Origin of the sequence: Streptomyces sp. NPDC048383 (assembly GCF_040651775.1) — a bacterium.
Taxonomy (GTDB): Bacteria; Actinomycetota; Actinomycetes; order Streptomycetales; family Streptomycetaceae; genus Streptomyces.
This window is the reverse complement of the sequence record NZ_JBEZKS010000006.1, coordinates 24,691-39,500: the sequence shown is the minus strand read 5'-3', so window position 1 is coordinate 39,500 and position 14,810 is coordinate 24,691. Positions and strand designations below refer to the sequence as shown.

The 14,810-nt window shown below is 75.2% G+C and carries 13 protein-coding genes and 1 pseudogene; 3 read left to right on the top strand and 11 right to left on the bottom strand.

Annotated features, from left to right (window positions below; all coding sequences use genetic code 11):
• Positions 1 to 9: 9 nt before the first annotated feature.
• The 4 genes from AB0D46_RS06780 to AB0D46_RS06765 all read right to left on the bottom strand — a co-directional run bounded on the left by AB0D46_RS06780 (position 10) and on the right by AB0D46_RS06765 (position 7,469).
• A complete protein-coding gene (locus tag AB0D46_RS06780) occupies positions 10 to 3,873 on the bottom strand; it encodes a helix-turn-helix domain-containing protein (RefSeq protein WP_362876195.1) in 3,864 nt (1,287 codons plus the stop codon).
• Positions 3,874 to 4,038: 165 nt separating this feature from the next.
• Positions 4,039 to 5,673: a glycoside hydrolase family 20 protein gene (locus tag AB0D46_RS06775; protein ID WP_362876194.1), complete on the bottom strand. Its 1,635-nt coding sequence runs from the start codon at positions 5,671 to 5,673 to the stop codon at positions 4,039 to 4,041.
• Between the two features lie 72 nt (positions 5,674 to 5,745).
• Positions 5,746 to 6,180 carry a heme-binding protein gene (locus tag AB0D46_RS06770; protein ID WP_362876193.1) on the bottom strand — a complete coding sequence of 145 codons (435 nt, stop codon included), beginning with the start codon at positions 6,178 to 6,180 and terminating at the stop codon, positions 5,746 to 5,748.
• Positions 6,181 to 6,242: 62 nt separating this feature from the next.
• A complete protein-coding gene (locus AB0D46_RS06765; protein WP_362876192.1) occupies positions 6,243 to 7,469 on the bottom strand; it encodes an MFS transporter in 1,227 nt (408 codons plus the stop codon).
• 204 nt (positions 7,470 to 7,673) lie between these two features.
• Between AB0D46_RS06765 and AB0D46_RS06760 the strand changes: the two genes are divergently transcribed.
• Positions 7,674 to 8,135 (top strand): MarR family transcriptional regulator, encoded by a 462-nt coding sequence (locus tag AB0D46_RS06760; RefSeq protein WP_362876191.1) that lies wholly within the window; start codon positions 7,674 to 7,676, stop codon positions 8,133 to 8,135.
• 25 nt (positions 8,136 to 8,160) lie between these two features.
• Here AB0D46_RS06760 and AB0D46_RS06755 read toward each other — a convergent pair whose 3' ends face one another.
• The 5 genes and pseudogenes from AB0D46_RS06755 to AB0D46_RS06735 form a co-directional block, all read right to left on the bottom strand.
• The gene (locus AB0D46_RS06755) at positions 8,161 to 8,745 is read right to left on the bottom strand and encodes a hypothetical protein (protein ID WP_362876190.1); all 585 of its coding nucleotides are present in this window, start codon (positions 8,743 to 8,745) and stop codon (positions 8,161 to 8,163) included.
• On the bottom strand, positions 8,742 to 9,464 hold the full coding sequence (locus tag AB0D46_RS06750) for a SigE family RNA polymerase sigma factor (RefSeq protein WP_362876189.1): 723 nt from the start codon (positions 9,462 to 9,464) through the stop codon (positions 8,742 to 8,744). Before AB0D46_RS06750 ends, AB0D46_RS06755 begins: the two co-directional genes overlap by 4 nt.
• A gap of 8 nt (positions 9,465 to 9,472) precedes the next feature.
• Positions 9,473 to 9,973 carry an LAETG motif-containing sortase-dependent surface protein gene (locus AB0D46_RS06745; RefSeq protein ID WP_362876188.1) on the bottom strand — a complete coding sequence of 167 codons (501 nt, stop codon included), beginning with the start codon at positions 9,971 to 9,973 and terminating at the stop codon, positions 9,473 to 9,475.
• Positions 9,974 to 10,191: 218 nt separating this feature from the next.
• Positions 10,192 to 11,106 carry a nitroreductase/quinone reductase family protein gene (locus AB0D46_RS06740; RefSeq protein WP_362876187.1) on the bottom strand — a complete coding sequence of 305 codons (915 nt, stop codon included), beginning with the start codon at positions 11,104 to 11,106 and terminating at the stop codon, positions 10,192 to 10,194.
• Positions 11,107 to 11,452: 346 nt separating this feature from the next.
• Positions 11,453 to 11,859, bottom strand: a pseudogene (locus AB0D46_RS06735) (hypothetical protein); the annotation flags it as partial.
• 20 nt (positions 11,860 to 11,879) lie between these two features.
• Here AB0D46_RS06735 and AB0D46_RS06730 point away from each other — a divergent pair.
• A complete protein-coding gene (locus tag AB0D46_RS06730) occupies positions 11,880 to 12,176 on the top strand; it encodes a hypothetical protein (RefSeq protein ID WP_362876316.1) in 297 nt (98 codons plus the stop codon).
• Between the two features lie 33 nt (positions 12,177 to 12,209).
• On the opposite strand, the gene AB0D46_RS06725 is transcribed toward AB0D46_RS06730, so the two are convergent.
• Positions 12,210 to 12,839 (bottom strand): class I SAM-dependent methyltransferase, encoded by a 630-nt coding sequence (locus tag AB0D46_RS06725; RefSeq protein ID WP_362876186.1) that lies wholly within the window; start codon positions 12,837 to 12,839, stop codon positions 12,210 to 12,212.
• A 282-nt stretch (positions 12,840 to 13,121) separates the two neighbouring features.
• Positions 13,122 to 13,493, bottom strand: a complete 372-nt coding sequence (locus AB0D46_RS06720; RefSeq protein ID WP_362876185.1) for a YbjQ family protein — start codon at positions 13,491 to 13,493, stop codon at positions 13,122 to 13,124.
• 146 nt (positions 13,494 to 13,639) lie between these two features.
• Between AB0D46_RS06720 and AB0D46_RS06715 the strand changes: the two genes are divergently transcribed.
• Positions 13,640 to 14,686 (top strand): S66 peptidase family protein, encoded by a 1,047-nt coding sequence (locus AB0D46_RS06715; protein WP_362876184.1) that lies wholly within the window; start codon positions 13,640 to 13,642, stop codon positions 14,684 to 14,686.
• Positions 14,687 to 14,810 lie beyond the last annotated feature (124 nt).

Here is a 14,810-nt window from a genome sequence, read left to right as displayed (position 1 = left end):
GACGTGACGTCAGCCCCGGGGGCCGACGGTGGGCGCGGCGGCCGCGCACGGCGGCCGGTACGGACGTCCGGGGAGCAGGAAACGCCAGTCCTCCGGCGTGGGGTCGCCGATCAGGGTGCAGATCGCGGCGGTCCGCTCGCCCGGGTCGACGGACCAGAAGCGGATGGTCCCGTCGGTGCCGCTGCTCGCCGGGCGGCCGCTGGACGGGTCGTAGGCGACGCCCCACACGGCCCCGGCGTGTCCGGCGAGGGTGGCGACGGGCCGGAAGCCGACCGCGTCCCACATCCGGACCGTGCCGTCGATGCCACCGGAGGCCAGGACCCGGCCGTCGGGCCCGTAGGCGACGGCGCGGACCGCGCCGGTGTGCCCGGCGAGAGTGGCGAGGGACCGGCCCGACGCCGGCTCCCACACCCGGACCGTCCCGTCGTTGGCGCTGCTCGCCAGGCGCGCGCCGTCGGGGCTGAAGGACACGCTCCGCACGGCTCCGCGGTGCCCGCGCAGGACCGTCCGCGCCGAACGCCCGGCGACGTCCCACAGCCGCACCGTCAGATCGTCGCTCCCGGAGGCCAGGAGCCGCCCGTCCGGGGAGAACGCGACCGCGTTGACGAAGTCCTGGTGCGCGGTCAGGGTGCTGAGCTGGGTCCGTCGGGCGGTGTCCCACAATTTGACGGTGCGGTCCGCGCTCGCCGACGCGAGGGTGCGCCCGTCCGGAGAGAAGGCCAGCGCGAACACCGACCCGCCGTGTCCGGTGAGGGTGGCGAGGAGCGTGCGCCGGGCGCAGTCCCACAGTCTGACCGTGCGGTCGGCGCCCGCCGAGGCCACGAGTCGGCCGTCGGGCGAGAACGCCACCGCGAAAACGGCCCCCTGGTGCCCGGCGAGCAGCCCGGCGGGACGGCGTTGCCGCAGGTCCCACAGGCGCACGGCCCGGTCCGCGCCCGCCGAGGCGAGCAGCCGGCCGCCGGGGGCGAACGCCGCCTGCCACACCTCGGCGAAGGGGCGGACCACCAACGCGGCCCGGCCCGGGTCCCACACCACCGCCGACTGGTCGAAGCCGCCGGTGGCTAGCAGGTCGTCCGGTCCGACGGCGACCGCGAGCACGTAGTCGGTGTGCCCGGCGAGGACCTGGGTGACCCGGTGTCCGGCCGTGTCCCACAGCTTGGCGGTGCCGTCGCCGCTCGTACTGACGACGGTGGTGCCGTCCCGTGTGTAGGCGACGGCGTTGACGTCGTCGCTGTGCCCGCGCAGCACCTCGGTCACCGTCGGGCGGCCCGGCCCGGAAACGTCCCAGATCCGGACGGTTCGGTCGGCGCCGCCCGAGGCGACGCCGCGCCCGTCCGGCGCGAAGGCCACCCCGAGCACCCCGTCCTCGTGCCCTTCGAGGACCTCCGCGGGCGCCTCCGCGTCGGACACCTCCCACAGCCGGACCGTGCGATCGGCGGCGCCCGAGACCACGCGCCGTCCGTCCGGGGAGAACACGACCGCGTGCACGGCGTCGGTGTGTCCGCGCAGGGTGCTCCGCTGCCGCCCGGACGCCGTGTCCCACAGGCGTACCGTCCCGTCGACGCCCCCCGTCGCGAGGGTCGCGCCGTCGGGCGAGAAGGCGACGGACCGGACCCCGCCGCCGTGCCCGTAGAGCGTGCCCGCCGGCTGGCGGTCCGGCAGCCGCCACAGTCGGACCGTCCCGTCCGCGCTCGCCGACGCCAGCAGCCTGCCGTCCGGTGCGAAGGCCACCCCCAGCACGGGCCCGCCGTGCCCGGTGAGCGTGGCCACCGCCGAGCGGTGGCCGGCGCCGCCCCACAGTCGTACGGTCGCGTCGGCGCTGGCCGTAGCGAGCAGCTCACCGTCCGGGGCGAAGGCCACGCCGTTGACCGGGCCCGTGTGCCCGGACAGTCGACCGGTGAAGGCCTGCGCCTGGGTGCTGAGCAGGGCGCCCCTCGCCTCGGTCGTCGGCGCCGTCCGGTACGCCTCGGCCGCCAGCAGCATCGAGGCCTCGGGCCGGCCGGAGGCCATCGCCCCGGACCGCACCGCCAGCGCCTGCGACTGCGCGACGAGGCGTTCCTCCACCGCCCGCGACCACTGGTGGAAGGCCAGGCCGCCGGCGGTCAGCGCCACGGCGAGCAGCAGGCCCAGGGTCACCAGCAGCCTGCGGCGCGTCCGTGTCCGGCGCAGGGACCGCAGCCGGCGGCCGTGTTCCTCGGCCCGGCTCGCCTCGAGGAACTCGCCCTCCCAGGGGCCCGGGGGGTCGTGGCCGTCCTGCCGCTCGGCCCATTCCCCGGCCGCCGCCAACCGGCTGCCCCGGTAGAGGAGTTCCGCGTCCCGGTCGCCGCGCACCCAGGCCGCGGCGTCGTCGGCGAGCTGCTGGCGCAGCAGCAGGCCCGCCCGGTCGGAGTGGATCCATTCGCGCAGCCGGGGCCAGGCCCGGAGCAGGGCCTCGTGGGTGATCCGTACCGCGGAGTCCCCCGCCGTGACGAGGCGGGCCCGTACGAAGGCGTCCAGCGCGGCGCCCGCCGCGCCCGCGTCGCGCAGCCCCGCCAGCAGCCGGTCGGGCTCGACCCGGCGCCGGGTCTCCACGTCCCCGTCGGCGACCCGCACCAACCGCAGCAGCAGGCGCCGGGCCGCGTCCCTGCCGGCCGCGTCCAGCCCGGTGAACACGTCCTCCGCCGTGCGGGCGACCGCGCCGCGCAGGCCTCCCGTCGCCTCGTATCCGGCGACCGTGAGGGTGCGGCCCGAGCGGGCGCCCCAGGTCACCAATAGGGCGTGCGAAAGGAGCGGCAGGGCGCCCGCGGAGCCCGCCGGGGTGCCGTCCTCCGCTCCGGCGTCCCGCGCGAGCAGTTCCACCAGGCCGGGTTCCAGCAGCAGTCCGGCCCGTTCGGCGGGGCGGGTGATGGCCGCGCGCAGCTCTTCGGGAGTCATCGGGGCGAGGACGAACAGTCCGCGGGTGAACACGTCGGCGAGTTCGGGGTGGTCGAGGCAGCGGCCGCTGAAGTCGGCGCGCAGGCCGAGGACGACGAGTGCGGGGGCGTCGGGGGCGCCGCCGGAGAGCGCGGCGAGTTCGGTGAGCGCGGTGATGAAGGCGCGCCGTTCGCCCTCGTCGCGGCAGAGCGTGAACACTTCCTCGAACTGGTCGACCACCAGGACCAGCCGGGCCCCGTCCGGCGCGGAGCCGTCCCGCGGCCGTGGTGCGGGGACCGGTCCGGTGGTCGGTTCCAGCACGCGTGCCAGCTCCCGCATCGGGTGGGCCGTCGGCGTGCAGAGCAGCACGCGCGGCGCCCGGTCGCCGAAGAGTCCGTCGCCGCCCCGCCGCAGGGCGGGCACGAGCCCGGCCCGCAACAGCGAGGACTTGCCGGCTCCCGACGGCGCGACCACCGCCAGGGGCCCCTTGCCGGCCTGCCCCGCCAGCCGGTGCAGCAGCGTCGACGTGGCCCGTTCCCGTCCGAAGAACCAGTCGCTGTCGCCGGGGCCGAACGCGGCCAGTCCCCGGTACGGGCAGGCGGCGGGCTCGGCCTCCGGCCGGCGGGCCGGGGGCACCGGGTCGGGCACCAGCCGGGCCAGCGCGCCGCCCGCCCCGAGCGCCTCGTCGCAGCGTTGGGCGAGATCGGCGGTGGGCGGCTTGGTGCCGTTCTCGATCTTGCTGAGGTAGCCCTTGCTGTAGTGCATGAGCCGGGCCAGGCCGGAGAGCGACAGCCCGCGCTCCGTCCGGATCCGCCGCAGCGCCGCCCCGAAGTCCGCGGCCGGGCCGGCCCCGTCCCCGGCGGTTCCCTCGGCTCCCGATTCGTCCTCGGTGGCGGGCCGTGCGGCTCCGTGCGCGCCCGCTTCCTTCCCGGTCGGGGCGGGCCCGGCGGCTCCGTCCGGCGACCGGTCACGTCCGTCCATGGGCGCCTCCGTTGCGGTCCGGCGGCCCACGCTAGCGAGGCGCCCGAGGCCCCCGCACCGCGCGCCCACCCGTTCGGCTGAATCCCCATGGCGGTGGCATGGAACTCCGACAAGGGGGGTGCGGCCACGCTCCGGGTGCCGTACGCGGGCCGGGCGACTCGGGCGCTACGGGGTCCGCAGCCGGTCGGCGAGGGCCTGGAACCGGGGCCAGGGCAGCTGCGGGGGCCGCGCGTCCCACACCTTCTGGGACAGGGCCGCCAGGGGCAGCCGGATGCCGGCCGCCACCTGGGCGGGGGTCTGTGCCCCGGCCAGGTCGGCCCAGATGGCCAGTCGGGCGCCGAGTATCTGCGCGTCGTAGCGCGCCGGGACGGGTGTGGTGCCGCGCAGCACCAGCGGGGTCCACTGCTCGTAGATGCGGCGGCCGGTGGGGTAGGTGAACTCGTTGGGCTCGCCGAGCACGTAGTAGAGGTACTCGTCGTTGAGGTTGACGACCTTGCGGCCCGCGTCGAGGTACTGGAGCGGCGGTCGGGCGCCGATCTCCTTTCCGGTCCAGTACTCGACCTGGAGGTCCGGCGCGGCGGCGACCACTCCGCCGCGGAAGAATCCGTCGTTCCACGCCTTGAGGGCCTTGCCCGACGGACGGACCACCGCGGCCCTGTCGTTCAGCCAGCCCGTCGCCAGGTCCTGGACCCGGGCCGCGGGTCCGTAGCGTTGCCGGGCGGCGGCCGCGAGCTCGGGGAAGGAGGCCTGCGGGTCGCGGACGACGAGGGCCTGGTACTCGTCGGCGCCCAGGTGCCAGGCTCCGGCGGGGAACAGCGGGATGTACTCGCGGAGCAGTTCGTCCACCAGCTCGGCCGACGCCGGATCGGATATGTCGACGGCGCCCTTGACGGCCTTGCCCTGCGCGTCGCGCAGTTGCAGGTCGGGGTGGGCGCGCAGGACGGCGCCGAGGTGTCCGGGCGAGTCGATCTCGGGGACGACGGCGATGTGCAGTCGGGCGGCGAGCGCGGTGATCCGGCGGACCTCCGCCTTGGTCAGGTGCGGGGTCGAGACGATCTCGGGATGGCTGTCGGACTGGATCCGGAAGGCCTGGTCGTCGGAGAAGTGCAGGCCGAGCTGGTTGAGCTTGAGGTCTGCCATCTCGCGCAGCCGGTCCTCGATCCACTCGGGGGCGAAGTACTTGCGGGCGATGTCGAGGTTGAGGCCGCGCTGTGCCTTGGCGGGCGCGTCCTTGACGGTGCCCTCGGGGGCCGAACCGGCGCCGCGCACCGCCTGCTTGAGGGTGCGGGTGCCGTAGAAGACGCCCGCCTCGTCGGGTCCGGCTATGTGGACCCCGCCGTCGCGGACGGTGAGGGTGTAGGACTCGGCGGCGCCCGATCCCTCGGCGCCGAGGTCCAGTTGGACGTCGCCCGGCTTGACCTCGTCGGACTCCGCGTATCCCAGGCCCAGTTCGCCCGCGAGCAGCTTCCCCTCGTCGGCGAGGGCCGCACGGTCGGCGGGAGCCACGACCACCCGGGCGCCGGGCGCGGGCTTCCAGCCGGGGCCCCGCGCGGGCTGGTGCTCCCGTACGGCCGGGACGGTGCTCGGCGTGGAGGACATCGGGTACGAGGGTTCCGGCGGGGGCGTCGGATCGGGAGCGGCGCTCGTGGTGCCGGCTCCGGCCGTGGCGGCCGTTCCCGGGCCGGCGGGCGCGGTCCCGGAGGAGGCCGAGCAGGCGGGCACCGCGAGGGTGACCAGTGCGGTGGCCGTTGCCGTCGCGATGGTCCTGACTCTCCTGAACGTCCCGGTCGTCTGTCGCATGGTGTGCCCGTACCCCCTGTACCAACCTGGCACGGGGGGCACGGGCGCGCGACCCGGGGGCGGCGGCGGGGCTCAGAGCAGGGCGTCGAGCGCGGCGGCGGCGAAGCCGTGGTCCTGGTCGGGGGCGCCGCCGCCGACGCCGATCGCCCCGATGAGACGGCCGTCGCGGTGGACGGGCATGCCGCCGGCGATGAAGAGCAGCGGCCGGTCGAGGGCGGTGGGCAGGGTGTGGAAGGGCCCGCCGGGCTGGACGGCGTCGACGAGGTCGGCGGTGGGGGTGTCGAGCTGGAGGGCGGTGAAGGCCTTGCGGGTGCTGGTCTCGCCGGAGATCAGCACGGCCCGGTCGTCGCGACGGAAGGCGAGCAGGTGGCCGCCCGCGTCGAGGACGGTGACGCTGACCCTGACCCCCGCCGCCTCGGCGGCGGTGCGGGCGGCGCCGACGAGCAGGTCGGCGTCATCGCTGGTCAGGGGCGTAAGGGTGGGGCGGATGGCGGTGGTGCGGGACATGCGGGGGCTCCTGTGGTGTGGGGAGGGGTGACGGTCGGCGGTCAGCGGTCAGCGGTGTGCGGTCAGCGGTGTGCGGACACGGGTGCGGGCGCGGGCGTTGCCGGTTCGGCGACGACGACGCCGGTTCCCGCCGCCGCCCGGCGTCCCGTACGGCGTTCCAGGGCTCCGGAGACGACGGCGAGGACGAGCGCGGAGGCGGCGAGGGCGGCGCCGACCCAGTTCGGCGCGGTCCAGCCGAGGCCGGCGGCGATCACGAGCCCGCCGAGCCAGGCGGCGAGGGCGTTGCCCAGGTTGAAGGCGCCGATGTTGACGGCGGAGGCCAGGGTGGGGGCGCCGGCGGCCTGGTCGAGGACCCGCTTCTGCAGCGGGGGCACAGTCGCGAAGCCGAGGGCGCCGATGAGGACGATGGTGATCGCGGCGCCCGCCTTGGTGTGGGCGGTGAGCGTGAAGACGGCCAGTACGACGGCCAGCGCGCCCAGGGACACGTACAGCATCGGCATCAGCGAGCGGTCGGCGAACCGGCCACCGACGAGGTTGCCCGCGACCATGCCGACGCCGAAGAGGACGAGCAGCCAGGTGACGGAGGTGTCTGCGAAGCCGGCGACGTTGGTCATCATCGGGGTGATGTAGGTGATGGCGGCGAAGACCCCGCCGAAGCCGAGCACGGTCATCGCCATGGCGAGCAGCACCTGGACGTTGCGGAACGCGGCGATCTCGTGGCGGACGCGCACGCCCTCGGGGCGGGGCAGGTCGGGCACCAGCCGGGCGATGCCGAGGAGCCCGAGGACGCCGAGCGCGGCGACGATGAGGAAGGTGACGCGCCAGCCGAGGTGCTGCCCGACGAGGGTGCCGAGCGGCACGCCGACGACGTTGGCGACGGTGAGGCCGGTGAACATCATGGCGATGGCGCCGGCCTTCTTCTCGGGGGCGACGAGCCCGGCGGCGACCACCGAGCCGATCCCGAAGAAGGCGCCGTGAGCCAGGGAGGCGACCACCCGGCCGGTGAGCATGAGGCCGAAGGTCGGGGCGAGCGCGGAGAGCACGTTGCCCACGATGAAGAGGCCCATCAGCAGCATGAGCATGCGCTTGCGGGGGACGCGGGTGCCGAGGACGGTCATCAGCGGGGCGCCGAGGACGACGCCGAGGGCGTAGCCCGTGACCAGCAGGCCGGCCGTGGGGATCGTGACGCCGTAGCCGGCGGCGACCTCGGGGAGCAGGCCCATGATCACGAATTCGGTGGTGCCGATCCCGAAGGCCCCGATGGCGAGGGCGAGGAGCGCGAGAGGCATGAGGGAGGTGCCCTTCAGGGTTCGAGTGGGGTGAGTGGCGGGGTGATCCGGTCGAATGCCGCACCTCATGGATGCGTTCGCCGTTTGCCTTCGTCCACATTAATTGCGCACGCGGGATATTTGCAAGCGCGGGCTATTGCGCGAGTGGCCTATCCTGGCGGTACGCGTCGTAGGGCGACGCCAACGGCAATCGACGGAGGAGCCATGACGGCCACGCACAGCGCACTGACCGCCCTCGCCCAGGGCTGGTGCGCCCTCTCCCTCCTCCACGGCCGCATCGAGGCCCACATCGAGCGGGCCCTTCAGGCGGAACACGGCCTGAGCGTGCGCGAGTACTCGTTGCTGGACGTGCTCAGCAGGCAGCACAGCGGACCGGGCGGACACCTGCGCATGCACCAGGTCGCGGACTCCGTGGTGCTCAGTCAGAGCGCGACGACCCGTCTGGTCAGCCGGCTGGAGGACCGCGGCCTGCTGAACCGCTACATCTGCGACACCGACCGCCGGGGCATCTACACCGACGTCAGCGCCGCGGGCCTGGCCCTCCTCTCCCAGGCCCGCCCGACCAACGCCGCGGCCCTCCGGGAAGCCCTGGACGAAGCCGCAGGCAACCCCGAACTGGCCCCTCTGGTCACGGCGATCGAGGCCACGGGCTCGAAGCGCGCGTAGGCCGTCCCTTCCGTATCCGGCCTGGTCAGGTGGACGGGGAGCTCGGGGTGGGGAAGGGTTTGGCGGCCGACGGGGAGGTCGTGGACGGCGGGACGGAGTTCGCCGGAGTCGTCGCGGGCGCCCGCGACGGTGTCGGCGCGGAGCCGGCCCCCGCGGTGGCGGACGGCGGCATCCGGGACGGACCGACCAGCCCCGAGGGAGTCGCCGAGGGCGACGGCGCCCCACCGGGTGCGGGGGACGTCGACGGCCGGCTCGGTGACGGGGTCGGCTTCGAGGTCGAGGTCGGTGGCGGGCTCGGGTTCGGGCTCGGCGAGGTGAGCTCGGGCGGCGCGGCGGGCGGCACCGGTCGGGGCGCCACCGCATCGGGCCCGAGCACCAGGTACCCGGCAAGGGCCGCCGCGGCCAACCCGGAGAGCCCGACGAGGGCCCAGGTCGAGCGGCGCCGCCACAGCGCGCGCACCGACAGCCGGCGCAGGTGCGGACCGGGCGGATCGGCGGGCCCGAGCCCGATGACCGTCACCTCGTCCGCGCGCGCGGCCAGGGCCTGCCGCAGTCGGTGTTCGACGGGGCGTTCGCCGTCGTGCCGCTCCCTGTCCGTCGTACCCGTCATACCCGGCCCTCCAAGATCCTCTCCAGCGCGTCCAGACCGCGGCTGGCGTTCGACTTCACCGATCCCCGGCTGATGCCGAGGGTGGTGGCGATCTCCGCCTCGCTCAGATCGGCCCAGTAGCGCAGCACCAGCACCTGGCGGCGGCGCGGGGACAGCTCGCGGAGCGCGGCCAACACCTCGCGGTGCGCCTCTCCGAGGACGACCGACGCCTCGGCCGAGGGCATGTCGGCCGTCACCGGCGGCACCCACGCCCGGGCGGTGCGCCGTCGGCGCAGCACGGAGCGCGAGGTGTTCACCACCGAGGTGCGCAGGTAGCCGAGCGCGTTGTCGACCTCCGAGATCTGTTCTCCGTACCGGCGGTACAGGGCGGTGAAGGCGTCCTGGACCACGTCCTCGGCCGTGGCCGGGTCGTCGACGAGGAGCACCGCCAGGCGGACCATGCCCAGCCGGTGCGCGTGGTAGAGCTCGCTGATGGTGGGTTTGGGCGGTGGTTCGTCCGCGCCGCCGTACGTTCCGTCGTCGGCGAAGCCCCCGGCGTCGTCGTACGGGCGGGCGTGGTCGTGCGTGTACGCGTGGTCGTGCGTGTACGCGTACGGGCGCGTGCCGGGACCGGCCGGTGGGGCGGTGCGGTCGCGGCGCGAGAGCCACCACCACAAGCCCCGCCATGCCCGGGCGAACCCGGGCGTGAAGGGGCCGGCGGTTGGTGCGAGGTCGAGCACGGGGGTCCTCAGTTGGCGGTGCGGCGCCGTACGGCGTACAGGGCTCCGCCACCGACGGCGACGAGCCCGGCCGCACCCGCGCCGAGGGCGACGGTGGTCGCCGAGGAGCCAGTATGCGCCAGCTCGGATCCGCCGGGAGCGGCGGACGGCGTCGCGGTGGGCGTGGCACCCGGCGCGCTCGGCGTCGCACTGCCCGGCACGCTGACGCTCGGGCTCGGCTTCGGGCTCGTCGGGGCGCTCGGCTTCGCACCGGCGGGCACGCTCGCGGTCGGAGCGGGCTTCGAGGTGGTCGGGGCGCTGGACGACGGGATCGGCTTCGCGCCGGCCGGGAGGGTCGGCACGCCGCTGGGCGCGGCGCTCGGGCTCGCGCTGGCGGTGGGCACCGGAGCGCCGGCCGCACCCTGCGCGGCCGCGGCCGGCCCGCCGAGGACGACGGTCGCCCCCGCGGCGACGGCGAGGGCGACGGCCGCCCGGCGGGCGGAGAGGGGGACGCGCTTGAGGTTCTTCACAGTGGTTCTCCACGATCGGGTCGAGGGCGCTCAACCACGCCCTTCACCCCCGCACGACGCGCGGCCGTCCGATCGGTTGTCACCGTTTCCGAAAAACTTTCTCCCGGACCGTGCCCGAAGCCCGTCGCCCCTCCCCCCGGGGGCGGGCTCCTGCTCCGGGGGCGGGCTCCCGCTCGCCGCCCCCGCTCCCCCGCCTCGCCCCCCGTGGCCGGCGTCGATCAGTCGCGGCCGGGCGGCAGCGGCGGCCAGGGGATCTCGGCCAGCAGCGGGATGAGCTCCGCCTCCTCGTGGTCGAGGTGCGCGGTCAGTTCGGCCGTCATCCGCGCCAGTTCGGTGCGGAACCGCTCCGGTTCGGCGATGTGGACGCCGTCGAGCAGGGCCACGAGCCGGGCCTGGATCCGGGCGAGTTCCTCGTGCTCCTCCCGCAACCGGGCGAACGTCGCGGCCAGGTGCGGGTGGTGGGGGGCCATCCCGGGGAACAGGTGGTCGTCCTCGCTCGCGTGGTGGAACGCGAGGGCCTGGCAGAACGCCAGGCAGCGCTGGCGGATCTGCAGGCCGAGTCCGGGCGGCGGCGGCTCGCCCGGGCCGGTGTGCGAGGCGCGGGCCGTGAAGTGGGCTTCGGTCTCGACGCCCACGTGCCGCAGTTGGGCCCGCAGCCAGGTGTGGACCTCCATGACCTTGGCCGCGAGGTCGCGGACCTCGCCGGGGGCCTGCCATCCGTCGGGGTCGGCCGGGCCGAGGACCACGACCGGCAGGATCCGCTCGGTGCCGTTCTGGTAGTCCCCGTAGCCGGGCTCGGCCTCGAGCACGTGGGCGAAGAGTTCGTCCCGCCGGGCCCCTTCGGCCGGCACGGCGAGGGCTTCGAAGGTGTCGGCGCCGAGTTCCACCCGCACCTCAGGGTGGGCGAGCAGGTTGTGGTACCAGTCGGGGTGGTGGGGGGCGCCGAGGTTGGAGGCGACGACGAGGAGGCCCTCGCCGTGGCGGACGAAGCCGAGCGGTGTGGTCCGTTCGGCGCCCGACCGGGCGCCCGTGGTGGTCAGCAGGAGCAGCTCCGATCCCTCGAACGGGCCGCCCACCTTCCCCCGGTGGGCTCGGAACTCCTCGATGACGGACTGGTTGAAGGACGTGGGCACGACTGTTTTCCCTCTCGGGGCAGGAGCGCGCACGCCACCCGGCCGACGGTACGGGACCCGGGGCGTGGCGCGTCAGGGCGGGGCGGGGCATGCGGTCGGCCGGTCCCGCGGACGCCGAACGGCGCGGCGGGGCGGGGCCGTGGTGGCATGCCCGGTGGTGGAGGTGCTGCGGAGCTGGGCGGGGCCGGCGTGCGGCCACGAACGCGTCAGCTGCGGGGCGCGGAGTTCTGGCTCAAGGCGCGTCCTCGGGTGTGCGGGGTGTTCGCCCGATCACCGGCCGGCCCACTGCTCTGTGGCCGGAGTCACGCGACACCGGGCACCATTAGACGTACTCGGCCGTCCCCTGTCAACGCCGATGATCTTGCGGTTGCTTCCGCAGGGCCGCGCCGAGCAGGGCCGCCCCTTCCTCGATCCCGCCCGTCGACCCGGCGGCGTAGCCGAGGATCAGCCCCGGCGGGCCCGGGCGCTGCCGGTGCCAGGACCAGCTGCGCGAGGACCGGGTTGCCCAGGTCCGCGTACCGCTTCGCGGTGACGACCCGGTCGCGCAGCCGCGGCGGGACCAGCAGCCGGCCCGGGCGCAGGGCGGGGGGCGAGCAGTTTGGAGACGCTCCCGGCGTAACAGACGGCGTCCGGGAGGAGGGCGCGCAGGGCGGGGACGGGGGCGCGGTCGTAGCGGTGCTCGGCGTCGTGGTCGTCCTCGACGACCAGTCCCCCGGCGGCCGCCCAGGACAGCAGGTCCCGTCGCCGCCGGCCCGGTCGCCCGGGTGCGGATCGTGCGGCCCAGGGGCCGCGAGTGGCTGTGGCCGGCCGGGATCGCCAAGTTGAACGGCACCAGTCCGGTGGCCGCCTTCCCGCCCTGGTACCGCACCGTGGCCGCCGTCGGCGCGGGCCGGCCCGGGCTGCTGACCGGGGTCGCGCCCCTGGCGGCCGCCGCGGTCGACTCCCTGACCGGGGGCGGGGTGCCGGGGCCCGCCGTGTGGCGGGGCCTCGCGGTGGTGGTCGCCGGTCTCGCGCTGGTGCTGCGGCCCGAGCCGGTGGCCCGGGACGGGAGGGGGATCGCCGCGCCTTGAGCGGTCGCCCCCTCCGGGCGCCGGCGGGCCGGCTCAGACCGGCCGGTGCGCGTAGCAGAACAGGTGTTCCTCGGGGCCCGCGAGCGGGTCGGTCGGGGTGAAGAACGCGGTGTGGTGGCGCAGTACGTCGAGGCCCGCTTCCGCGAGCAGCGAGAGGTGGACCTCCGTGGAGAGGCTGCTGACGGTGACCGGGTGGCCCATCCACTCGATGTCCAGCCCCCGGATGTCACCGGGCACCGTGGCCAGCACGAAGTAGCCGCCGGGCACCACCCAGGACGCCATGCGGCGCAGCGCGACCGCGATGTCCGGCTGGTCCATGACGAGCAACGGGAAGAAGGAGCAGACCGCGTCGTACCCGCCCTGCCGCGGCGCGTACGTGCGTACGTCGGCCTGGTCGAAGCGGGCCCCGGGGACCCGGGCACGGGCGGCCTCGACCATGGCCGCCGACACGTCGATGCCGGTCACGGAGTGGCCCGCGTGGGCGAGCACCTCGGCGGTGGGCCGGCCTGTGCCGCTGCCGACGTCCAGTACCCGGGCGCCGGCGGGGAGCCGTTCCGCGAGCCAGTCGAGGGCTTCGAGCTGACCGGGGACCTGCCCGAACAGGTCCTCGTACCGCTCGCCCAGCGCGTCGAACACCTCTGCCGCTGACTTGCGTCGGGTCATGGCCCCTCCTCGTCTCGGAAACCCACCGTACTGGGCGACCGGCACGGGCCGGGGCCCCTTGCGGTGTTCCGACGTCAGGGCCGATGGCCGATGTCGAACTCATCGAGGGGGTACGGGGGTTGCCGACGTGCTCCCGTGCGGCCGGGTGGCGCGCGGTGCCCGGAGTGCGCCCACCCCGGGGCGAAGGGCACGCGGCGCGTCGGGGACCCTTACCGGCCGATCTCGCGCGGCCGGATCCGGACGTCGGCCCCTGCGGTGAGGGTCCGGCGGGTCCGAACCCGGTCAGGGGGCCGGTACGAGTACGACGGCCGTGCCGTAGGCGCACACCTCGGTGCCGATGTCGGCGGCCTCGGTGACGTCGAAGCGCATCATCAGCACCGCGTTCCCGCCGCGCGCCTTGGCCTGCTCGATGAGCCGGTCCATGGCCTGGTTGCGCGTTTCGACGAGGGTCTTGGTCAGGCCCTTCAGCTCGCCGCCGATCATGGACTTCAAGCCTGCGCCGATCTGGCTGCCCAGGTGCCGGGAGCGCACGGTGAGCCCGAAGACCTCGCCGATGACCTGCTCGACCCGGTACCCGGGGACGTCGTTGGTGGTGACCACCAGTACGCCGGTCTGCTGGGCGCCGGGCCCGCCGCCGTAGTCTTCGATACCCATGGGCCCACTGTGGCGCCACCCACGCCGCCCCGCATCCGCAGCCCGACCTGCGGCCGACCCGCAACGCACGTCCGTTCGATTCGAGGGCCCCGCTCGGCTCCCGCGACCTCTCCCCGCAGGGCCCGCGGCCCGTCTACGATCATCCGATGACCACGATCGAGCCCGTCCACCCGGTCAAGCCCCGCCCCGGCGACCTGGTCGCGGTGGTGTCCCCCGCCGCAGGGCTGCCCGGCCTGTTCCCGCTGCCGCACGAGCTCGGGTTGCGCAGGCTCCGGGAGGACTTCGGGTTGCGGACCGTGGAGTACCCGACCACCCGGCGCATGGGCGCGACGCCCGCGGAGCGGGCGGCGGACCTGCACGCGGCCTTCTCGGACCCCGAGGTCAAGGCCGTGATCGCCAGCATCGGTGGCGACGACCAGATCACGGTCCTCCCGCACCTCGACCGCGAACTGCTGCGCGCCCACCCCAAGCCGTTCTTCGGCTACAGCGACAACACGAACCTGCTGCTGTTCCTGCGGGAGCTCGGCATGGTCGCCTACCACGGCGGCTCGGTGATGGTCGAGTGGGGCCGGCCCGGAATGCTGCACCCGGCGACGGCGGCCTCGCTCCGCGCGGCGCTGTTCACCTCGGGCCCGTACGAACTCACCCCGGCGTCCGCGTCGAGGGACGTCGACCGACCCTGGGACGATCCGCGCACCTTCGACTCCGAACCGCGCACGGAGCCGGTCGACGGCTGGAGTTGGTACGGCGACGACCGGGTGGTCGAGGGCCGCGGCTGGGGCGGCAACCTGGAGATCATCGCCCAGCTCCTGATGGCCGGCCGCATCGGGCCCTCGGAATCCCACGCGGGCCAGGTCCTGTTCCTGGAGACCTCGGAGGACATGCCGCGCGCCGAGGAGGTGTACCGCGTCCTGCGGAGCATGGGCGAACGCGGTCTCCTGCGACAGTTCCCCGCACTGCTGATGGGCCGGGCCAAGAGCTGGTCGTTCGACCAGCCCCTCGACCCGGCGGAGAAGGTCCTGTTCCGGCAGCGGCAGCGGGAGGCCGTCCTGCGGGCGCTGCGCGAGTACGCCCCGGACACGATGGCCGTGTTCGACGTCGACCTCGGCCACACCGACCCCCAACTCGTGGTGCCCGTCGGCGGGAACATCCGGGTGGACGGGCCGGCGCGGCGGATCGTCGTCACCTACTGAGCCGGCGTCTCCGCCCGCCGGGCCGGGCCGCGGCCGGTACCGGACCACAGGACGGCCGGAACCGGGTACGGGCCATTGGCAGGGGGGCCGGGCACTCCCTACCATGGGCCGGTTCCACGGCACA

Excerpts from the sequence above, each read along its gene's own strand:
- AB0D46_RS06780 (WP_362876195.1), bottom strand. The coding sequence starts at position 3,873 with ATGGACGGACGTGACCGGTCGCCGGACGGAGCCGCCGGGCCCGCCCCG.
- AB0D46_RS06775 (WP_362876194.1), bottom strand. The coding sequence starts at position 5,673 with ATGCGACAGACGACCGGGACGTTCAGGAGAGTCAGGACCATCGCGACG.
- AB0D46_RS06770 (WP_362876193.1), bottom strand. The coding sequence starts at position 6,180 with ATGTCCCGCACCACCGCCATCCGCCCCACCCTTACGCCCCTGACCAGC.
- AB0D46_RS06765 (WP_362876192.1), bottom strand. The coding sequence starts at position 7,469 with ATGCCTCTCGCGCTCCTCGCCCTCGCCATCGGGGCCTTCGGGATCGGC.
- AB0D46_RS06760 (WP_362876191.1), top strand. The coding sequence starts at position 7,674 with ATGACGGCCACGCACAGCGCACTGACCGCCCTCGCCCAGGGCTGGTGC.
- AB0D46_RS06755 (WP_362876190.1), bottom strand. The coding sequence starts at position 8,745 with ATGACGGGTACGACGGACAGGGAGCGGCACGACGGCGAACGCCCCGTC.
- AB0D46_RS06725 (WP_362876186.1), bottom strand. The coding sequence starts at position 12,839 with ATGACCCGACGCAAGTCAGCGGCAGAGGTGTTCGACGCGCTGGGCGAG.
- AB0D46_RS06720 (WP_362876185.1), bottom strand. The coding sequence starts at position 13,493 with ATGGGTATCGAAGACTACGGCGGCGGGCCCGGCGCCCAGCAGACCGGC.
- AB0D46_RS06715 (WP_362876184.1), top strand. The coding sequence starts at position 13,640 with ATGACCACGATCGAGCCCGTCCACCCGGTCAAGCCCCGCCCCGGCGAC.